Annotated in this window: 13 protein-coding genes and 1 pseudogene; 8 read left to right on the forward strand and 6 right to left on the reverse strand. The window is 73.3% G+C overall.

Features of this window, described 5'->3' with window-relative positions; genetic code table 11:
- Window positions 1–5: 5 nt before the first annotated feature.
- The gene (locus tag R2J75_RS15735) at window positions 6–593 is read left to right on the forward strand and encodes an exopolysaccharide biosynthesis protein (protein WP_243333518.1); all 588 of its coding nucleotides are present in this window, start codon (window positions 6–8) and stop codon (window positions 591–593) included.
- A 43-nt stretch (window positions 594–636) separates the two neighbouring features.
- On the opposite strand, the gene R2J75_RS15740 is transcribed toward R2J75_RS15735, so the two are convergent.
- The 4 genes from R2J75_RS15740 to R2J75_RS15755 all read right to left on the reverse strand — a co-directional run bounded on the left by R2J75_RS15740 (window position 637) and on the right by R2J75_RS15755 (window position 4,643).
- Window positions 637–1,065, reverse strand: coding sequence for a nucleoside 2-deoxyribosyltransferase (locus R2J75_RS15740; protein WP_243346757.1), 429 nt, complete (start codon window positions 1,063–1,065; stop codon window positions 637–639).
- A 45-nt stretch (window positions 1,066–1,110) separates the two neighbouring features.
- Window positions 1,111–2,955, reverse strand: a complete 1,845-nt coding sequence (locus R2J75_RS15745) for a putative bifunctional diguanylate cyclase/phosphodiesterase (protein ID WP_243333520.1) — start codon at window positions 2,953–2,955, stop codon at window positions 1,111–1,113.
- 237 nt (window positions 2,956–3,192) lie between these two features.
- Window positions 3,193–3,732 carry a zinc metalloprotease gene (locus tag R2J75_RS15750; protein WP_243333521.1) on the reverse strand — a complete coding sequence of 180 codons (540 nt, stop codon included), beginning with the start codon at window positions 3,730–3,732 and terminating at the stop codon, window positions 3,193–3,195.
- Window positions 3,729–4,643, reverse strand: coding sequence for a hypothetical protein (locus R2J75_RS15755; RefSeq protein ID WP_316410560.1), 915 nt, complete (start codon window positions 4,641–4,643; stop codon window positions 3,729–3,731). Before R2J75_RS15755 ends, R2J75_RS15750 begins: the two co-directional genes overlap by 4 nt.
- Window positions 4,644–4,779: 136 nt before the next feature.
- Here R2J75_RS15755 and R2J75_RS15760 point away from each other — a divergent pair, with 136 nt between their 5' ends.
- Window positions 4,780–5,193, forward strand: coding sequence for an OsmC family peroxiredoxin (locus R2J75_RS15760; RefSeq protein ID WP_243333522.1), 414 nt, complete (start codon window positions 4,780–4,782; stop codon window positions 5,191–5,193).
- Between the two features lie 51 nt (window positions 5,194–5,244).
- On the opposite strand, the gene R2J75_RS15765 is transcribed toward R2J75_RS15760, so the two are convergent.
- A complete protein-coding gene (locus R2J75_RS15765; RefSeq protein WP_243333523.1) occupies window positions 5,245–6,309 on the reverse strand; it encodes a substrate-binding domain-containing protein in 1,065 nt (354 codons plus the stop codon).
- Window positions 6,310–6,521: 212 nt separating this feature from the next.
- Between R2J75_RS15765 and R2J75_RS15770 the strand changes: the two genes are divergently transcribed.
- The 3 genes and pseudogenes from R2J75_RS15770 (at window position 6,522) to R2J75_RS19985 (ending at window position 10,209) form a co-directional block, all read left to right on the forward strand.
- A complete protein-coding gene (locus R2J75_RS15770) occupies window positions 6,522–8,720 on the forward strand; it encodes a hybrid sensor histidine kinase/response regulator (RefSeq protein WP_316410561.1) in 2,199 nt (732 codons plus the stop codon).
- Window positions 8,721–8,835: 115 nt separating this feature from the next.
- Window positions 8,836–9,563, forward strand: a pseudogene (locus tag R2J75_RS15775) (IS5 family transposase).
- 136 nt (window positions 9,564–9,699) lie between these two features.
- Complete coding sequence (locus tag R2J75_RS19985) at window positions 9,700–10,209, forward strand: GxxExxY protein (RefSeq protein WP_394365857.1); 510 nt, start codon at window positions 9,700–9,702, stop codon at window positions 10,207–10,209.
- On the opposite strand, the gene R2J75_RS15780 is transcribed toward R2J75_RS19985, so the two are convergent.
- Entirely contained in the window at window positions 10,139–10,966 is an 828-nt protein-coding gene (locus R2J75_RS15780; RefSeq protein ID WP_243329497.1) for a helix-turn-helix domain-containing protein, read from the reverse strand. The genes R2J75_RS19985 and R2J75_RS15780 overlap by 71 nt on opposite strands.
- Before the next feature lie 122 nt (window positions 10,967–11,088).
- Between R2J75_RS15780 and R2J75_RS15785 the strand changes: the two genes are divergently transcribed.
- The 3 genes from R2J75_RS15785 to R2J75_RS15795 are packed head-to-tail and all read left to right on the forward strand — an operon-like array spanning window position 11,089 to window position 14,800.
- Window positions 11,089–12,111 (forward strand): PTS fructose transporter subunit IIC, encoded by a 1,023-nt coding sequence (locus tag R2J75_RS15785; protein WP_243329499.1) that lies wholly within the window; start codon window positions 11,089–11,091, stop codon window positions 12,109–12,111.
- Window positions 12,108–12,410, forward strand: coding sequence for a PTS fructose transporter subunit IIB (locus tag R2J75_RS15790; RefSeq protein ID WP_243329502.1), 303 nt, complete (start codon window positions 12,108–12,110; stop codon window positions 12,408–12,410). Before R2J75_RS15785 ends, R2J75_RS15790 begins: the two co-directional genes overlap by 4 nt.
- Window positions 12,410–14,800, forward strand: a complete 2,391-nt coding sequence (locus R2J75_RS15795) for a phosphoenolpyruvate--protein phosphotransferase (protein WP_316410562.1) — start codon at window positions 12,410–12,412, stop codon at window positions 14,798–14,800. The genes R2J75_RS15790 and R2J75_RS15795 overlap by 1 nt, the downstream gene beginning before the upstream one ends.
- The last annotated feature ends 12 nt before the right edge of the window (window positions 14,801–14,812 follow it).

Raw genomic sequence — 14,812 nt, forward strand, 5'->3', positions numbered from 1 at the left:
GGGGCATGGCGCCCCGCCCCTTCTTCTCGGTCCTCCACGAACTGCTGGACAGCAAGCCGGAGGTCACCCTGGAGGACCTGCTGGCCGTGGCGGGACCGCGGACCTACGGCCTGCTGGTCCTCGTCCTCTCCCTGCCCAGCCTCGTCCCGGGCCTCAACCTGGGCCTGGCCCCCGTGGGCGGCACGGCCGTGGCCGCCCTCGGCCTCCAGCTCGCTTGGGGGGCCGACCGGCCTTGGATCCCGCGCCGACTCCGCCGGCTGCCCCTCCACAAGAGCGGCCTCAAGGACGGCCTGGCCCGGGTGGAAGGCGTCCTGGACCGCTTCGCCAGCCGCGCCGTGCTCCCCATGCCCGTGAACGCCCGCGGCACCGGCGCCCTGGTGGCCTGGACCGGCCTCCTCCTGGCGATCCCGGTCCCCCTGCCCTTCGGCAACATCCTCCCGGCCGCCGTGCTCTGCCTCCTGGGGGCCGCCATCCTGGAGGAGCGTCCCGCCTGGGCCTGGGTGGCCCTGGCCGCGGCGGCCGCCAACACGGTCTACTTCCTCGGTTCGGCGAACCTGATCCTCAAGGCCATCCACCGGCTGGTGGCCTTCTGATCTTGCCCTCCTGGCGTGCCCCGGGATCCGGCGCCGCCCGGGTTCAGGGCCGGCTCGCGCCTCCCGCCAGGAACGCGTCCGCGAGGGCCAGCATCTCGGCCTCAGTGCCGTACTCGGCGCAGGCCATGCCGGGCTCGCGGCATCCCGTGATCATGCGGCTCACGCGGGCGCCGCGGCGGTGGAGGCAGAGGACGGGCTTGGCCCGGTGCAGGGCGTAGGCCACCTCGAAGCCCACCCCGTGGCTGGGGGTGCTGACCTCGGCGACCACCGCGTCGGCCTCGCGCACCCAGGCGGTGTCGCGGTCGTACACCGCCTCCGGCTCCAGGCCGCCCTCCTGGCCCTGGAGGTCGGGGCTGGCGAGGTGGGCGGTGAGGACGCGGTGCCCCGCGGCCTGGAGGTGGGCCACCAGGGCCGCATAGGCCGGCTGGTCGCCGCGTCCGCCGGTGATGGAGCAGGAGAAGTAGATGCGCATCCCGTCAGTCTGGACGCGGGGCCGGCGGAGGGCAAGGCATCCCGTTCAACCGGCCTGGGGTGCTCCGTCCCACCCGCGGTAGAGGGCCAGGAAGGCATCGGCGGGAACGGCGCGGCTCCACAGGAAGCCCTGGCCGGTGGTGCAGCCCAGGGCCCGCAGGCGCTCCAGGGTGGCGGCGTCCTCGATGCCCTCGGCCACGGTGCCCAGGCGGAGGCTCCGCGCCATCTGGATGATGGCGAGGACGAGGGCCTCGTCCTGGGGCCCCTGGGTGAGGCGGCGCACGAAGGACTGGTCGATCTTGAGGCGCTCCACCTCGAAGCGCTGGAGGTAGCCCAGGTTCGAGTAGCCGGTGCCGAAGTCGTCGATGGAGAAGCGCACGCCCATGGCCCGGAGGTTCCGCAGCTTCTGGGTGAGGGCCGGGGTGTCCTCGATGAGCATCCCTTCCGTCAGCTCCAGTTCGATGGCGCCGGCGGGGATGCCCGCGGATTCGATGGCGTTCAGGAGGGTGCTCTCCAGGTCGTCGCGGCGGAACTGGACCGGCGAGAGGTTGACGGACAGGGTGAGGCGCATGCCCAGGTCCCGCCAGGCCCTGCACTGCCGGCAGGCCTCCTCCAGGGCCCAGCTGCCGATGGGCCCGATCTGGCCGGAGCGCTCCGCCACGGGGATGAAGACCGACGGGGCGATGAGGCCCATCTCCGGATGGCGCCACCGCAGGAGGGCCTCGGCGCCGTCGATGCGGCCCGTGGCCAGGTCCACCAGGGGCTGGTAGTGGAGGCTCAGCTCGCCGCGGTCCAGGGCCGTGCGGAGGGCGGAGGCCAGGTGGAGGTGCTCCCGGACCGCGGAATTCATGGCCGCGTCGAAGAACCGGAGGGTGTTCCTGCCGGCCGCCTTGGCCTGGTACATGGCCGTGTCGGCCTTCTGCAGGAGGGTCTCGAAGTCGCGCCCGTCCTCGGGGAACATCGCCAGGCCCACCGACGCGGTCACGGCCACGTCCAGGCCCTGGATGGGGAAGGGGTCGGCCAGGGCCCCCGTGATCCGGGCCGTCCGGGCCGCGGCCTCGTCCTCGGAGCCCAGGTCCGCCAGCACCGCGAGGAACTCGTCCCCGCCCTGGCGGCAGAGGGTGTCGCCGGGCTCCAGGGCGGCCACGATGCGGGCGCTGGCCTCGACCAGGAGGCGGTCCCCCGCGAGGTGTCCCATGGAGTCATTGATGGTCTTGAAATTGTCCAGGTCGAGGTGGGCCATCGCCACGAAGCGCCCGGTGCGCTCGGCCTGCTCCAGGGCCACCCGGAGCCGGTCCCGGCCCAGGGTCCGGTTCGGAAGGCCGGTGAGGCCGTCGTAGTGGGCGAGGAACTCGATGTGCCCCTGGGAATGGACGACCCGCTCGTTCTCCTCCTGCACCCGGGCCAGGGCCCGGCGGAGATCCTGGGCCAGCATCCACACGCCCAGGCCCGTCGCCAGCAGGATGGCCGACATGCCCAGGAAGGTCGCGTAGCCCACCGCGAACCGCCGGGGCACGAGCCAGCCCTGGACGGTGCCGGCGGCCAGGAGGAACATGCTCGCGACCATCACCCCCACCAGGACGAGGAAGAACCGCCGCTGGCCCAGCAGGGCCGCGAAAACGAGGATGGCCGGCAGGGCGAGGACCGCGGGGTCGGCCAGGCCCTGGAAGGACCACATGAGCGCCGTGGCCATCACGGTGAGCACCACGAGGGTGGTGTCCACGGCCGCGGAGATGCGGCCCCGGCGGGTCAGGGCGAAGGCGCCGAGGAGGGCCGCGATGCCCAGGCCGGTCTCGACCAGGGCCAGGGTGTTGTGGTGGGCCAGGCTGATCCCCAGGTTCACGGCCAGCACGGCGGCGGAAACGAACTGGATCTGGCGCAGGCGCCGCACGGAAGGCGCGGTTCCGGGCGGAGGCGGTGCGGCGAGGTCCAGGGGGGCTCCTGCGGGAAGGAGGAAGGGGAAGCCCGGGGACAGGGCGGCCCTCGGGTCCGGTGGGGCGGGGATCTGCGGCGCCGGAGGCGCGCCTTCCCATCATGGCCGGGCGCGCGCCGCCGATGTCATGCCAAATTGAATTTCTCTACGAATTCCGTTTGATTGTTTGTTCGCTTGCTTTGCGGCCCACCGGCCTCAGTTCAGCAGGTCGAGGATCAGGGTCGGCAGGCCCACGCCCACCGCGACGCCGTACAAGAGGTCGAACCAGAAAAAGGACGCCAGGTTCGCCACCCAGATGAGGCCGACCAGGGGGAAGCTGAACCAGGCCAGGACCTCGTTGCGCCGGGCCGCGGTCCGGGCATGGTCCCAGAGGATCCGGGCGTCGGCGGTGCTGGGAAAGGCGTGCATGCCGATGCTGACGCCGAGCCACAGCTGGAAGAGCACGAGGACATCGTCCTCCCGCCCGAAGATCCGGTAGGGGATGAAGGCCGGCAGGCAGAACAGGAGGCAGAGCACGGTGTTGAGGAAGAGGGGGCCGGCGCAGATGAGCAGCGTGTCCCGGAAGCGGGAGGGCGCGTCGTGGACCACGTAGCCGGAGGGATTGCCCACGCGGAAGAAGCAGACCTCGTGCACCTGGATGCCGCAGAGGCGGCAGAACAGCAGATGGGCGGCCTCGTGCACCACCACCCCGGGGAAGGTGACGATGCTGACGACGAATCCGGGGATGATCATCATGGACGGCCTCCGGGTCCGGGCCAGCCCTGGGGATATCGCGCCTCGAAGGCGGCCTTGTCCAGGATCTCCCGGGTGGCGAGGCGGTGCCGGATGCGCGCCGCGAACCCGGCGAAGCCCGGGTCCGTCGCCGGAGCCCGCTCCGCCCGGGCCAGGGTCGCCTGGGCCCGGTCCCGGAGGCCGGGATCGCCCTCCACGGCGAAGAGGCAGGCCTGGGCCGAGGCCAGGGCGCCCAGCGCCTCCTGGGTGTCGCCTTCGGCGGCCCGGAAGGCCTCCGAGGCTTTCAGGAAGGCGCGGTAGTCCTTGGCGAGCCAGGCCAGGTCCCGGTCCGCGAGGGCCAGGGCGGCCTTGTAGGGCGGCACGTCCTCCTCCCGCGCGCAGGCCTCCCGGAAGCTGGCCCGGGCCTCCCGGGGGCGGTCCGCCGCCAGGTGGGTGAGGCCCCGGTAGTAGGCCGCCAACCCCGCGAAGTGAGGCTCCTCGGGGACCAGGGCCGCGGCCTGGGCCAGGCGCCCGGCGGCGAGCTCGGTCCGATCCGCACGGTAGGCCTTCACCCCCAGACGGTAGGCCACGTAGCCCCGCACGAACCGCAGGGAATGGAGGGTGCTGGCCACCGTCAGGAGGAGGCAGGCGGCGCCCGCGGCCAGGAGCCAGCGGGGAACCTTCGCATGCGCGGGCTTGGGCCGGCAGCGGTCGCAGGTCGGCCTTCCCGCCACCAGGGGCCAGTCGCCCCGGGCCCGGTCGGCGCCGCAGACATGGCAGGTGCCGTGGTCCATGACGGGCTCGATCTCCGCGCCGGGCACGCCCTCCTCCATCGCCCGGGCGGCGCAGGCCTTGCAGAGGCCCGCCCCGCGATGCCGGTACGAGCCCTGGAGCGGGGAGCTGGCGCCGCAGTAGGCGCAGGTGAAGGTCCTCATGGCGGATCCGGAAAGGCGCCTGGCGGGGCGAGGGTGGGGGGGATTCAGCCATTCTGCCATGACCCATCCCGGCGTGGAACGCGGTACCCTGGATCCAGGCCGGCCCCCGGGGCCGGCGCCTTTGAAAGGAGCGACCATGAAACGCAGCGCCACGGCCAGGTGGAACGGGAATCTCAAGGACGGCAACGGCACGTTCGGGGTGCAGAGCGGCGCCTTCACGAACCAGAAGTTCTCCTTCCGCACCCGCTTCGAGACCGAACCCGGCACGAACCCCGAGGAGCTGATCGCGGCCGCCCACGCCAGCTGCTTCAGCATGGCCCTCAGCGCGCAGCTCGGGGAGCGCGGCATCACCCCCGCGTCCGTGGAGACGGCCTGCGACGTGACCTTCGAGAACCTGGCCCTCACCCGGAGCCTCCTGCGCACCAAGGTCACCGCCCCCGGCGCCGACCGCGCCAAGGTGGAGGAGGCCGCGGCCGCGGCCAAGGCCGGGTGCCCCATCTCCAAGGTCCTCAACCTGGAGATCGCCCTTGAGCTGACCGTCGAGGCCTAGGAGCCAGGTCAAGTCCCCGGAGGGAGCCCGCGCGGGCTCCCTCCGGGCGTTTCAGGGGCCCGTCCGGACCCGCCAGATGCGCGCGTAGGCCGCCTCGAAGCCCAGCCCGCGCTCGATGTCGCCCCCCGGGGCGGCCTTGAGCGCGGCCGCGTCCACCAGGAGGGGCCGGCTCACGTAGCCGCTGGGGGCTTCGCCGGCGAAGGCCCGGTTGAGCTCATCGGCCAGCTGGAAGCCCTGGAGGCGGAGGGGCTCGGCGACGGTGGCCACCTGGCGGGACAGGCCCGAGCGGATGCGGGACAGGGCGAGGCTGGATCCGTCCCCCGCGGAGACCTGGACGACGTCCGCGCGTCCCGCCTGCGCCAGGGGGTAGTGGATGTTGTCGAAGTAGAGGTCGTTGATGGCCAGGCAGTGGGTCCAGGCCGCCCCGTGGCGCTTCGCCAGCGCGGGCACCAGGGCGGGCATGGCCCGGTGGACCTCGGGGAGGGGCACGTCCTCCACGGCCAGGATCCGGAGGCGGTGCGGCCCCCGGTGGGCGGCCGCGGCCTGGACCATCGCCGTGGTCTTGGCCCGGGCGACGGCGAAGCGGGAATCCGTGAACACGACGATGCCTGCGTCCCGGCCCCGGGCCTCCGCGTCCCGGGCCACGGCCGCCACCGCCAGTTCGGCGACGGCACGGGCCTGGGTGGCCACGTTCACCACGAGGTCGGGGGTGGGGCCCGGCTCGGGGGCGGCGTGCCACCCGGCGACCCGGATGCCGGCCTTGCGGGCCCCTGCCAAGCGGTCACGCCAGGCGGACGCGTCGAAGCCCCCCAGGACGATGGCGTCGGGCCGGAGGGCCATCGCCTTCTCCCACTGGACGTCCAGGGTTCCGGGGGACCCGGCCCCGTCCAGGAAGTGGATCCGCCACCCCAGCTGGCCGGTGGCCGCCTGGAGCCCGCGGAAGACGCCCGTCACGCCGCCGTTGCGGGAATCGGAAGCCAGATAAACGATCGTACGTCCCGGCTTCGCGGCAGGTCCCCGGGTCGGCCCGTCCCAGCCGGGGGCGGCTCCCAGCAGCGCGACGGCCGCCCCCGCCAGGAGGGCGCGCCGGAGCAGGCTGCGGGTGCCAGGGAACATGGGGGTGGGCGCCGCGCGGGGAGGGGGAAGGGGCGGCGGGACCATTATGCACGAAGGGGGGATCGCCGCGAGCCCGGCCCCCGGCGCCTGGGAAGGAAACGCCTTCGCCCCATCCCCGGGTTCGGCTAGGATGTTAGCCGCCCGATCAAGCAAGTGTTCATTTCCCAGCACCTCGCTCCCCTGGACCGCACCCCCGCGAAAGGCAGGCGACGATGGCCGACCCTTCCCCGACCCCTCCCGGCGGCGACCCCGGCGTCGTCCCGGAGGCGGCGCGCGGGCCCGCCGCCCAGCCCTCCCTGCGGACCCTCTTCCTCACCCTCATCGTCGCCGGGGCGACCCTGCTCCTGGGCGGCGCCATGGGGGCGGCGGCCTGGATCGAATCCCGCCAGGCCCGCCAGGAGCTGGCCCGGGAGGTGGACCGCGCCGCCGAGGACCTGGCGGCGAGCCTCACCCTGCCCATCTGGTACCTGGACGAGGCGCAGATCGAGGAGATCCTGGACCGCCGCATGCGGGGACGGGAGGTCCAGTCCATCCGGGTCTCGCTGCTGGGCGTCGGCCATCCGGACCTCGTACGCGCCCGCGGGGACGACGCCGCCGACCCGGGCCCCCTCCTCACCTCGGAGCGCCCCGCCGTCCACGACGGGCAGGCCCTGGCGACGGTGCGCGTGGCCTACACCACCCGGCCCATGGAGGCGGCCCTGGCCCGGCGGCTGCGCATCCAGGCCGCGACCCTGCTCGCCCTGGACCTCCTGCTGGTCCTGGGCCTCCAGCAGCTCCTCTGGCGCACCGTGCTGCGGCCCCTGGCGGAGATCCGGCGCCTGGCGCGGGCGGTGGGCAGCGGGGACCCGGCCGCGCCCGTCCCGGCCGGGGGGGGCTTCCGGGCGGAGTTCGCGGAGCTGCACCAGGATCTGCACCGGGCCTGGGACCTGCTGAAGGCCCGCTACCGCTCCATCCGGATGAGCGAGGAGCGCTACCGCACCTTCTTCGAGCGGGGCTCCGACGGCATCGTCGTCATGGATCCCGTCACCCGGCGCTTCCTCGCCTTCAACGACCAGGCCTGCCGGCAGCTGGGCTACACCCGGGATGAATTCGCCGGCCTGAGCCTCGAGGACATCGAGGCCCAGGAGACCGCCCCCGAGAGCGAAGCGCACATCGAACAGATCATGGAGGCCGGCCACGAGACCTTCGACACCCACCACCGCACCCGGGACGGGCGGATCCGCGAGGTCCAGGTGACGGCCCAGTTCATCCGCAACGAGGGCGCCGGCTTCTACCACTCCGTCTGGCGCGACGTCACGGAGCAGAACGCCCTCCGGGCCCGGCTGGCCCAGACGCAGAAGATGGAGAGCCTGGGCCGTCTCGCGGGGGGCGTGGCCCACGACATGAACAACGTGCTGGGGGCCATCCTCGGGCTCGCCAGCGCCCAGGTCGAGATCCTTCCGGAGGACAGCCCCTCGGCCAAGGCCTTCCGGACCATCCTCAGGGCCTGCGAACGCGGGGGCAAGACGGTCCGCGGCCTCCTCTCCTTCGCGCGCCAGCAGCCGGAGGAGGTGCGGGAGGTGGACCTGAACGCCCTCCTGGACGAGAGCGTCCAGCTTCTGGAGCGCACGACCCTGGCCACGGTGCGCCTGGTCCGGGACCTGGAGCCCGGGCTGCCGCCGGTGCGCGGCGACGCGAACGCCCTCTCCCTGATGATCGTGAACCTCTGCGTCAACGCCGTGGACGCCATGCCCGGGGGGGGCACCCTCACCCTCGGCACCCGCCGCGAAGGCGCCTGGGCCCTGGTGCGGGTGGCGGACACCGGCACCGGCATGCCCCCCGAGGTCGCGGCGCGGGCCTGCGAGCCCTTCTTCACCACGAAGGCCCCCGGCAAGGGCACCGGACTCGGCCTATCCATGGCCTTCAGCACCATGAAGGCCCATGGCGGGGACCTGGAGATCCGCTCCCAGCCCGGGCAGGGCACGGAGATCCGCCTGCGCTTCCCGGCCGGGGAGGACGCCGGCGACGGGCGCCCCGGCCCCGAGGCGTCCCCGGTGGGCGCCCGGCGGCGCCTCCGCGTCCTGGTGGCCGACGACGACGACCTGGTCCGGGAGGGCACCGGCGCGATGCTGGAGCGCCTGGGCCACGAGGCCGTCCTCGCCGTCTCCGGGGAGGAGGCGCTGGCGCGGATCCGGGAGGGCCTCAAGCCGGACCTCGTGGTGCTGGACCTCAACATGCCCGGCCTCGGCGGCGCGGCCACCCTGCCCCTCCTGCACGGCCTGGCGCCGGACGTCCCCGTGCTCCTGGCCACCGGGAGCCTCGAGGCCTTCGCGATGACCTTCGACGCCTCCGGCCCCCGGGTGCGCCTCCTGCCCAAGCCCTACAGCCTGCAGGACCTGGACCAGAGCCTCCGCGCGCTCCTGATCGACTAGGCTGTGTTCGGAATCTATAGATTAGATAAATAGTTAACGTGTACTCATACGTAACGGCTCGTACACCACGAATTTTCCTGGGGTAACGATGCCGAGAAGTTTCCTGACCGATGCCATGTGGGCAAAGCTTGAACCGCTCCTTCCGCCAGAGCGTGGAGGGATGGGGCGATCCCGTCACCCCAACCGTCCCATGGTGGAGGCGATCCTGTGGAGGCACAGGACTGGGGCGCCGTGGAGGGACCTGCCGGAGGAATTTGGACCTTGGACAAGCGTGTACACGCGATTTGAGGCCTGGACCAAGCGCGGCGTGTGGCAAAGGATCCTGGAGTTCCTGCGCAAGGAAGCCGACCTGGAGTGGGTCATGCTGGATGGCACCATCCTTCGCGCTCATCAACATTCAGCAGGCAAAAGGGGGGGCTCTGGAACCAGGCGCTCGGACGATCTCGGGGTGGATGCTCGACCAAGATCCATTTGATCTGCGATGCCCACGGTAATCCTTTGGATTTCCTGGTCACTCCGGGGCAAGCCCATGAAAGCCGGTCTGCTGAAGGATTGCTGTGCGGTTGGCAGGCAGAGTACGGGTTCGGAGATCGGGCCTACGATGGGAACCCGGTATGGAAGGCGATCGAGGCCATGGGTGCGACAGCCGTCATCCCACCTCATCCCCGGCGCAAGAATCCGGCGGCCTGGGACTCACACCTATACAAGGCCCGCCATGCCATCGAGCATGGGTTCGCCAAGCTCAAACAGTTCAGGGCGCTGGCCACCAGGTTCGACAAAACGGCGCGAAGTTTCTCAGCCCAGGTGGCTTTGGCCTGCATCGTGATCTGGCTGAGGCTATGAGCGGAGGGTGACAAGCGTTCCGGATCCTCATTGATCCTATGAAACGCGGAGGCGCGGAGGATCTCGCAGAGGGTCGCGGAGGAAAGCGCTCCTGGAACCTGCCACCTCCCAATGACACGTCCCAACGGGAGGCGTGATGGGAAGGCATTGGGGAGAGGTCGACGGGGAGGATCATCCGCACAAGGAGATCACCCAGGCCATCATCGGGGAGGCCATCGAGATCCAGAAGGCTCTGGGGCACGGACTCCTGGAAGATCCCTACAAGGTCTGTCTGGCGCACTCCCTGAGACTGGCCGGCCATAAGGTGAAGCGGGAGGTTTTCCTGGATATCGAGTGGAGGGGGCTTGTGGGCTTGATCCTTTCTCCGCGAGCCTCAGCGAGATCCTCCGCGCCTCCGCGTTCCAATAGGATGCTGCGAATGCGCGGCGCCATCAGGCACTGCAGCACAGACTCACTATTCCAGCTCCTCCATGCTCCGGCACGGATGGGTATTAGCCCTTACTATCCTAGATTCCGAACACAGCCTGGACGTCAGGTATCGGCCCCGCACGGAGGGAGGGGCCGATCCACCCTGTCTAGCCCTTCGTGCGGCGGGATCGCCAGACCGTGGGGGCCAGGCCCGTCTGCTGGCGGAAGACCCGGCTGAAGTAGGCCTGGGAGGAGAAGCCCAGGCGCTCGGCGACGGCCCGCACGGGTTCGTCCGTGTCCGCCAGGAGCTCGCAGGCCCGGTCCAGGCGGCTCCGCATGCGGAAGCCGCGCGGGGACAGGCCGGTCTGGCCCCGGAAGCAGCGGCGGAGCCAGGTCTCGCTCACGCCCAGTTCCTCGGCCAGGGGCCCGGTGCCCTGGGGCTCCCCTTCGGGGTCCGCCAGGCGCCTGCGGACCTCCTGGACGAGCCGGGCCCGGGGGCCGCCGGGCTGGTTCCGCAGGGAGGTCTCCAGGCGCGCCAGGAGGTGGCCGAGGGCTCCCGCCATGAGCCGGGCGGCGCCTGGGGGCCGGCTGCGCACCAGCTCCACCAGCCGCGCCACCAAGCCCAGCTGCCCCTCGTCGAAGCCGGTGCGGAACACCCTCGGCAGCGGCCCGAAGAGGCCCGCGGCCAGCCACCGCTCCATCTGCCAGCCGGCGAAGTCCACCTGGTGCAGCCGGCAGCCCCGCGCCGGATCGGGCAGGAAGGCGCCCCCGGCGCCGGCCTCCAGGAGCACGGCCTCCCCCGCTTCCAGGCGGATGCGCCGGCGGCCAGGGCCCGCGACGGTGGCGCCCCCGCGCACGAGGAAGATCAGGCGCCAGCCCGGGCCACCCTCCTCCTCCGGCCGGTCCGACGACCCCAGAGCCGTGACGTACAAGCCCCAGGCCTCGTCCTGGGGGGTCGGCGCCAGCTTCCATCGAGGGGACGGGCCTTGGGCCACGGGAAACCTCCGGGCTCCAGTGTCGCCCGGTGGTGCCGGAAAGTGCAAATCCTGGGCCGGAAGTTCAGGCTCCCGGGCCCGCGGGCCCCCTCCTATCCTGGGCTGTCCCCCCCGGAGTCCCGATGCATCCCTCCCTTCAACGCCTGAAGCAGTACCTCCTGTGCGGCGTCTCCCACGTGGTGCCGTTCGTGGCCTGCGGCGGCATCCTCATCGCGACCGCCATCGCCTTCGCGCCCATGCGGCCGGGTTCGGGGCCGGACTTCAGCCAGGCCCCCCTGCTGAAGCTGCTCATGGACATCGGGGGCGCCGCCTTCGCCCTGGTGGTGCCGGTCCTGGCCGGCTACATCGCGTACGGCATGGCCGACCGCCCGGGCCTCGTCCCCGGCATGGTCGGCGGTTTCATCGCCAACGCCGTGGGGGCGGGGTTCCTGGGCGGCCTCGTCGCCGGCCTCCTGGCGGGCTGGCTCGTCCAGGGCCTGAAGCGCCTGCCCGTGCACCGCACCCTCCGTCCCATCATGCCCATCCTGGTCATCCCCGTGATCTCGGCCGTGTGCGTCGGCGCGGGCATGTACCTCGTGCTCGGCGCCCCCATCAAGGAGCTCATGGCCCTGCTGGGGCGCAGCCTGGCGAACCTCGGCCACGGCAACCAGGTCCTCCTGGGCCTGGTGCTGGGGGCCATGATCGCCTTCGACATGGGCGGACCGGTGAACAAGGCGGCCTTCTTCTTCGGGGCGGCCATGATCCGGGAGGGCAACCCCGCGGTCATGGGCGCCTGTGCGGCCGCCATTTGCATTCCGCCCCTGGGCGTCGGTCTCGCCACCCGGCTCTTCCCCTCCCGCTGGACCGACCAGGAGCGGGAGACGGGCCTGGCCGCCCTGGCCATGGGCGCCATCGGCATCACCGAGGGGGCCATCCCCTTCGCGGCCGCCGACCCCCTGCGGGTCATCCCCACCATCGTGGGCGGATCCGCCCTGGGCGGCGCCCTCGCCATGCTGGGCGGCGTCCTGGACCGGGCCCCCCACGGCGGGCTCATCGTCCTGCCCGTGGTCGAGCACCGGCTCTGGTACCTGCTCTGCATCCTCGTGGGCGTCCTCGCGGTGGCCCTCACCCTGAACCTCCTCCGCGGCAAGAAGGAGCACGCATGAACATCCTCGCCATCACCGCCTGCCCCACCGGCATCGCCCACACGTACATGGCGGCCGAGCAATTGGAACGCACCGGCAAGCAGCTGGGCCACACCATCAAGGTGGAGACCCAGGGGGCCATGGGCCTGGAGAACCGCCTGACCGAGGAGGACATCGCCCACGCCGACGCCCTCATCCTGGCCGCCGACATCGCCGTGGAAGGCCGGGACCGCTTCGCCGCCCTCACCCGGGTGGTGGAGGTGCCCGTCCAAGCGGCCATCCGCAATCCCGCGGAGATCTTCGCGCGCCTGGAAGCCTGATGACCGAACGCCGTTTCGCCTTCCCCCTGGCCGAGGGCCTGCACGCGCGTCCCGCGGCGGCCCTGGGCGCGTGGGCCCAGGGCCGTCCCCTCGTGTGGGAGAACACGCGCAACGGCCGCCGGGCGCCCCTCGGCAGCGTGCTGGACCTCCTGGCCACCGACACCCGACCGGGCGACCCCTGCCGCCTCCTCGCCGAGGACGCCGAGGCCCTGGCGGACTGGGATGCCTTCTTCGCCGGCCCCTTCCGCGACACCGGGCCGGCCCCCGCCGGTGGCGCCGCCCCCCGGGTGCCCCGGATCCTGGCCCGCGTCCCCACGCCCTGGTGGGCGGCCCTTCCGGTTGTCGACGGCCTGGGCGAGGGCCCGGCCTGTTTCCTGCCCGATGCCAGACCCGCCGAACCGCCGGCGGGGGATCCCCCTCAGGCCCGCCTCGCGGAGGCCCTGGCCACCCTCCGGACCGCCCTGGACGCGGAAGCCGCCCAGGCCGACGACCCCGAGATCCGGGCCATCCTCCAGGCCCACCGCGCCCTGGCCGAAGACGATGGCTGGGCTGGCGCCATGCTGCGGTCCGCGGACCAGGGCGCCCTGGCCGCCGTCCGCCTGGCCACAGAGGCGGCCTGCGCGCGCCTCCTCGCCTCCGACCAGGCCCTGCTGCGGGCGCGGGCCCTGGACCTCCAGGGCCTGGGGGAGCGCCTGGCCGGGATCCTGGCGCCCCCGGCGCCCGACCCCGCGCCCGATGGCATCCTCCTCGCCCCCGACCTCACCCCCACCCGCCTCCTGGGCCTGGACCGGAGCCGCCTGCGCGGCCTGGTGCTGGGCGAGGGGGGCGCCGCCTCCCACACGGCCATCCTCGCCCGGGCCTTCGGCATTCCCTGCGTGGCCCTGGCCCCGCTCCCCGCCGGCCTGGCCCCCGGCACCCCCCTCCTGGTGGAGGGGCGCCGGGGCCTCCTGGTCCAGGACGCGCCCCCCGAGGTGCGCGCCTACCTCGGCCGTGAGGCGGAGGGCCGGGCCTTCCGCCAGGCCCGCCGGGAGGCCGCCGCAGGTCCGGTCCGGACCCGGGACGGCCACCCCCTGCGGCTCCTGGCGAACCTGGCCTGCGCCGAGGAGGCCGAGGGGGCCTTCCGGGCCGGAGCCCAGGGCGTGGGCCTGCTGCGCACGGAACTGCTCTTCCTGGACCGCCGGGAGGCCCCCTCCGTGGCGGCCCAGGCCGAGGCCTACGGCCGGGTCCTGCGGGCGGCGGACGGCCGTCCCGTGGTCCTCCGCCTCCTGGACGCCGGAGGGGACAAGCCCCTCCCCTTCCTCCCCCTCCCCCGGGAGGCCAACCCCTTCCTGGGCCGCCGCGGCGTGCGGTGGTACCCCCAGCACGCCGGCCTCGTGCGGGCCCAGGTGGCCGCCGCCCTCGGCGCCGGCCCTGGCGAGCTCCGCCTCATGGTGCCCATGGTGGCCGATCCCGAGGAACTGGCCTGGGTGCGGGCCCTCGTGGCCGAGGAGGCGGCGCGGCTCGGGCGGCCCGCCCCGCCCGTGGGCATGATGGTCGAGGTCCCCGCGGCGGCCCTGAACCTGCGGGCCTTCGGCGCGGCGGACTTCTTCAGCGTCGGCACCAACGACCTCCTCCAGTACCTGTTCGCCGAGGACCGCAACGAGCCGGCCCTGGCGCGGCGGGACCGGGCCTGGCACCCCGCCGCCCTCCGGGTGCTGGCGGGCCTCGTCCGGGACGCGGCCGCCCTGGGCAAGGAGGTCTCCCTGTGCGGGGAACTGGCCTCGGACCCGCGCCTCCTGCCCCTGCTGGCCGGCCTGGGGTTCCGGTCCCTGAGCGTGGCGCCGGCGGCCCTGCCGGCCCTGGCCGAAGCCGCCGCCCGGCTCGAGCTCCCCGCCTGCCGGACCCTCGCGGACCAGGCCCTGGAGGCCGACGGTCCCGGCGCGGTGGAGGCCCTCCTGGAGGCCTTCGTCCCCGCGGCCCCGGACCTGCCCCTCCTCGACCCCGACCTGGTGGTCCTCGACGAGGCCTGCGCCACCCGGGAGGAGGCCATCCGGCTCCTCGTGGAGCGCCTCGCCGCCACCGGGCGCGTGCCCGACGCGGACGCCCTCGAGGCCGCCGTGTGGGCCCGGGAGGACACCTGCGCCACCGCCATCGGCCACGGCCTGGCGGTCCCCCACGGGCACGGGCCGGGCGCCGGAGGCCTCGCCCTGCTGCGCCTCCGGGCCCCCCTGGACTGGGGCGGCAGCCCCGTGCGCCTCGTGCTCCTCCTCGCCAGCGCCGGCGCCGCGGAGCACCTGCGGGCCTTCGCGCGGCTCGCGCGGCGCCTCATGGACCCCGCCTTCCGCGAGGCGCTGGAGACCGCCCCCGCTCCCGCCGACGCCGTCACCCTCCTCGAGACCCTGAATCCCTGACCCCAAGGAGCC

It is taken from the genome of Mesoterricola sediminis (genome assembly GCF_030295425.1).
Classification (GTDB): Bacteria; Acidobacteriota; Holophagae; order Holophagales; family Holophagaceae; genus Mesoterricola; species Mesoterricola sediminis.

Coding starts and splice junctions, on each gene's coding strand:
- R2J75_RS15735 (WP_243333518.1), top strand. CDS start 6: ATGGCGCCCCGCCCCTTCTTCTCGGTCCTCCACGAACTGCTGGACAGC.
- R2J75_RS15740 (WP_243346757.1), bottom strand. CDS start 1,065: ATGCGCATCTACTTCTCCTGCTCCATCACCGGCGGACGCGGCGACCAG.
- R2J75_RS15750 (WP_243333521.1), bottom strand. CDS start 3,732: ATGATGATCATCCCCGGATTCGTCGTCAGCATCGTCACCTTCCCCGGG.
- R2J75_RS15755 (WP_316410560.1), bottom strand. CDS start 4,643: ATGAGGACCTTCACCTGCGCCTACTGCGGCGCCAGCTCCCCGCTCCAG.
- R2J75_RS15760 (WP_243333522.1), top strand. CDS start 4,780: ATGAAACGCAGCGCCACGGCCAGGTGGAACGGGAATCTCAAGGACGGC.
- R2J75_RS15765 (WP_243333523.1), bottom strand. CDS start 6,309: ATGTTCCCTGGCACCCGCAGCCTGCTCCGGCGCGCCCTCCTGGCGGGG.
- R2J75_RS15770 (WP_316410561.1), top strand. CDS start 6,522: ATGGCCGACCCTTCCCCGACCCCTCCCGGCGGCGACCCCGGCGTCGTC.
- R2J75_RS19985 (WP_394365857.1), top strand. CDS start 9,700: ATGGGAAGGCATTGGGGAGAGGTCGACGGGGAGGATCATCCGCACAAG.
- R2J75_RS15785 (WP_243329499.1), top strand. CDS start 11,089: ATGCATCCCTCCCTTCAACGCCTGAAGCAGTACCTCCTGTGCGGCGTC.
- R2J75_RS15790 (WP_243329502.1), top strand. CDS start 12,108: ATGAACATCCTCGCCATCACCGCCTGCCCCACCGGCATCGCCCACACG.
- R2J75_RS15795 (WP_316410562.1), top strand. CDS start 12,410: ATGACCGAACGCCGTTTCGCCTTCCCCCTGGCCGAGGGCCTGCACGCG.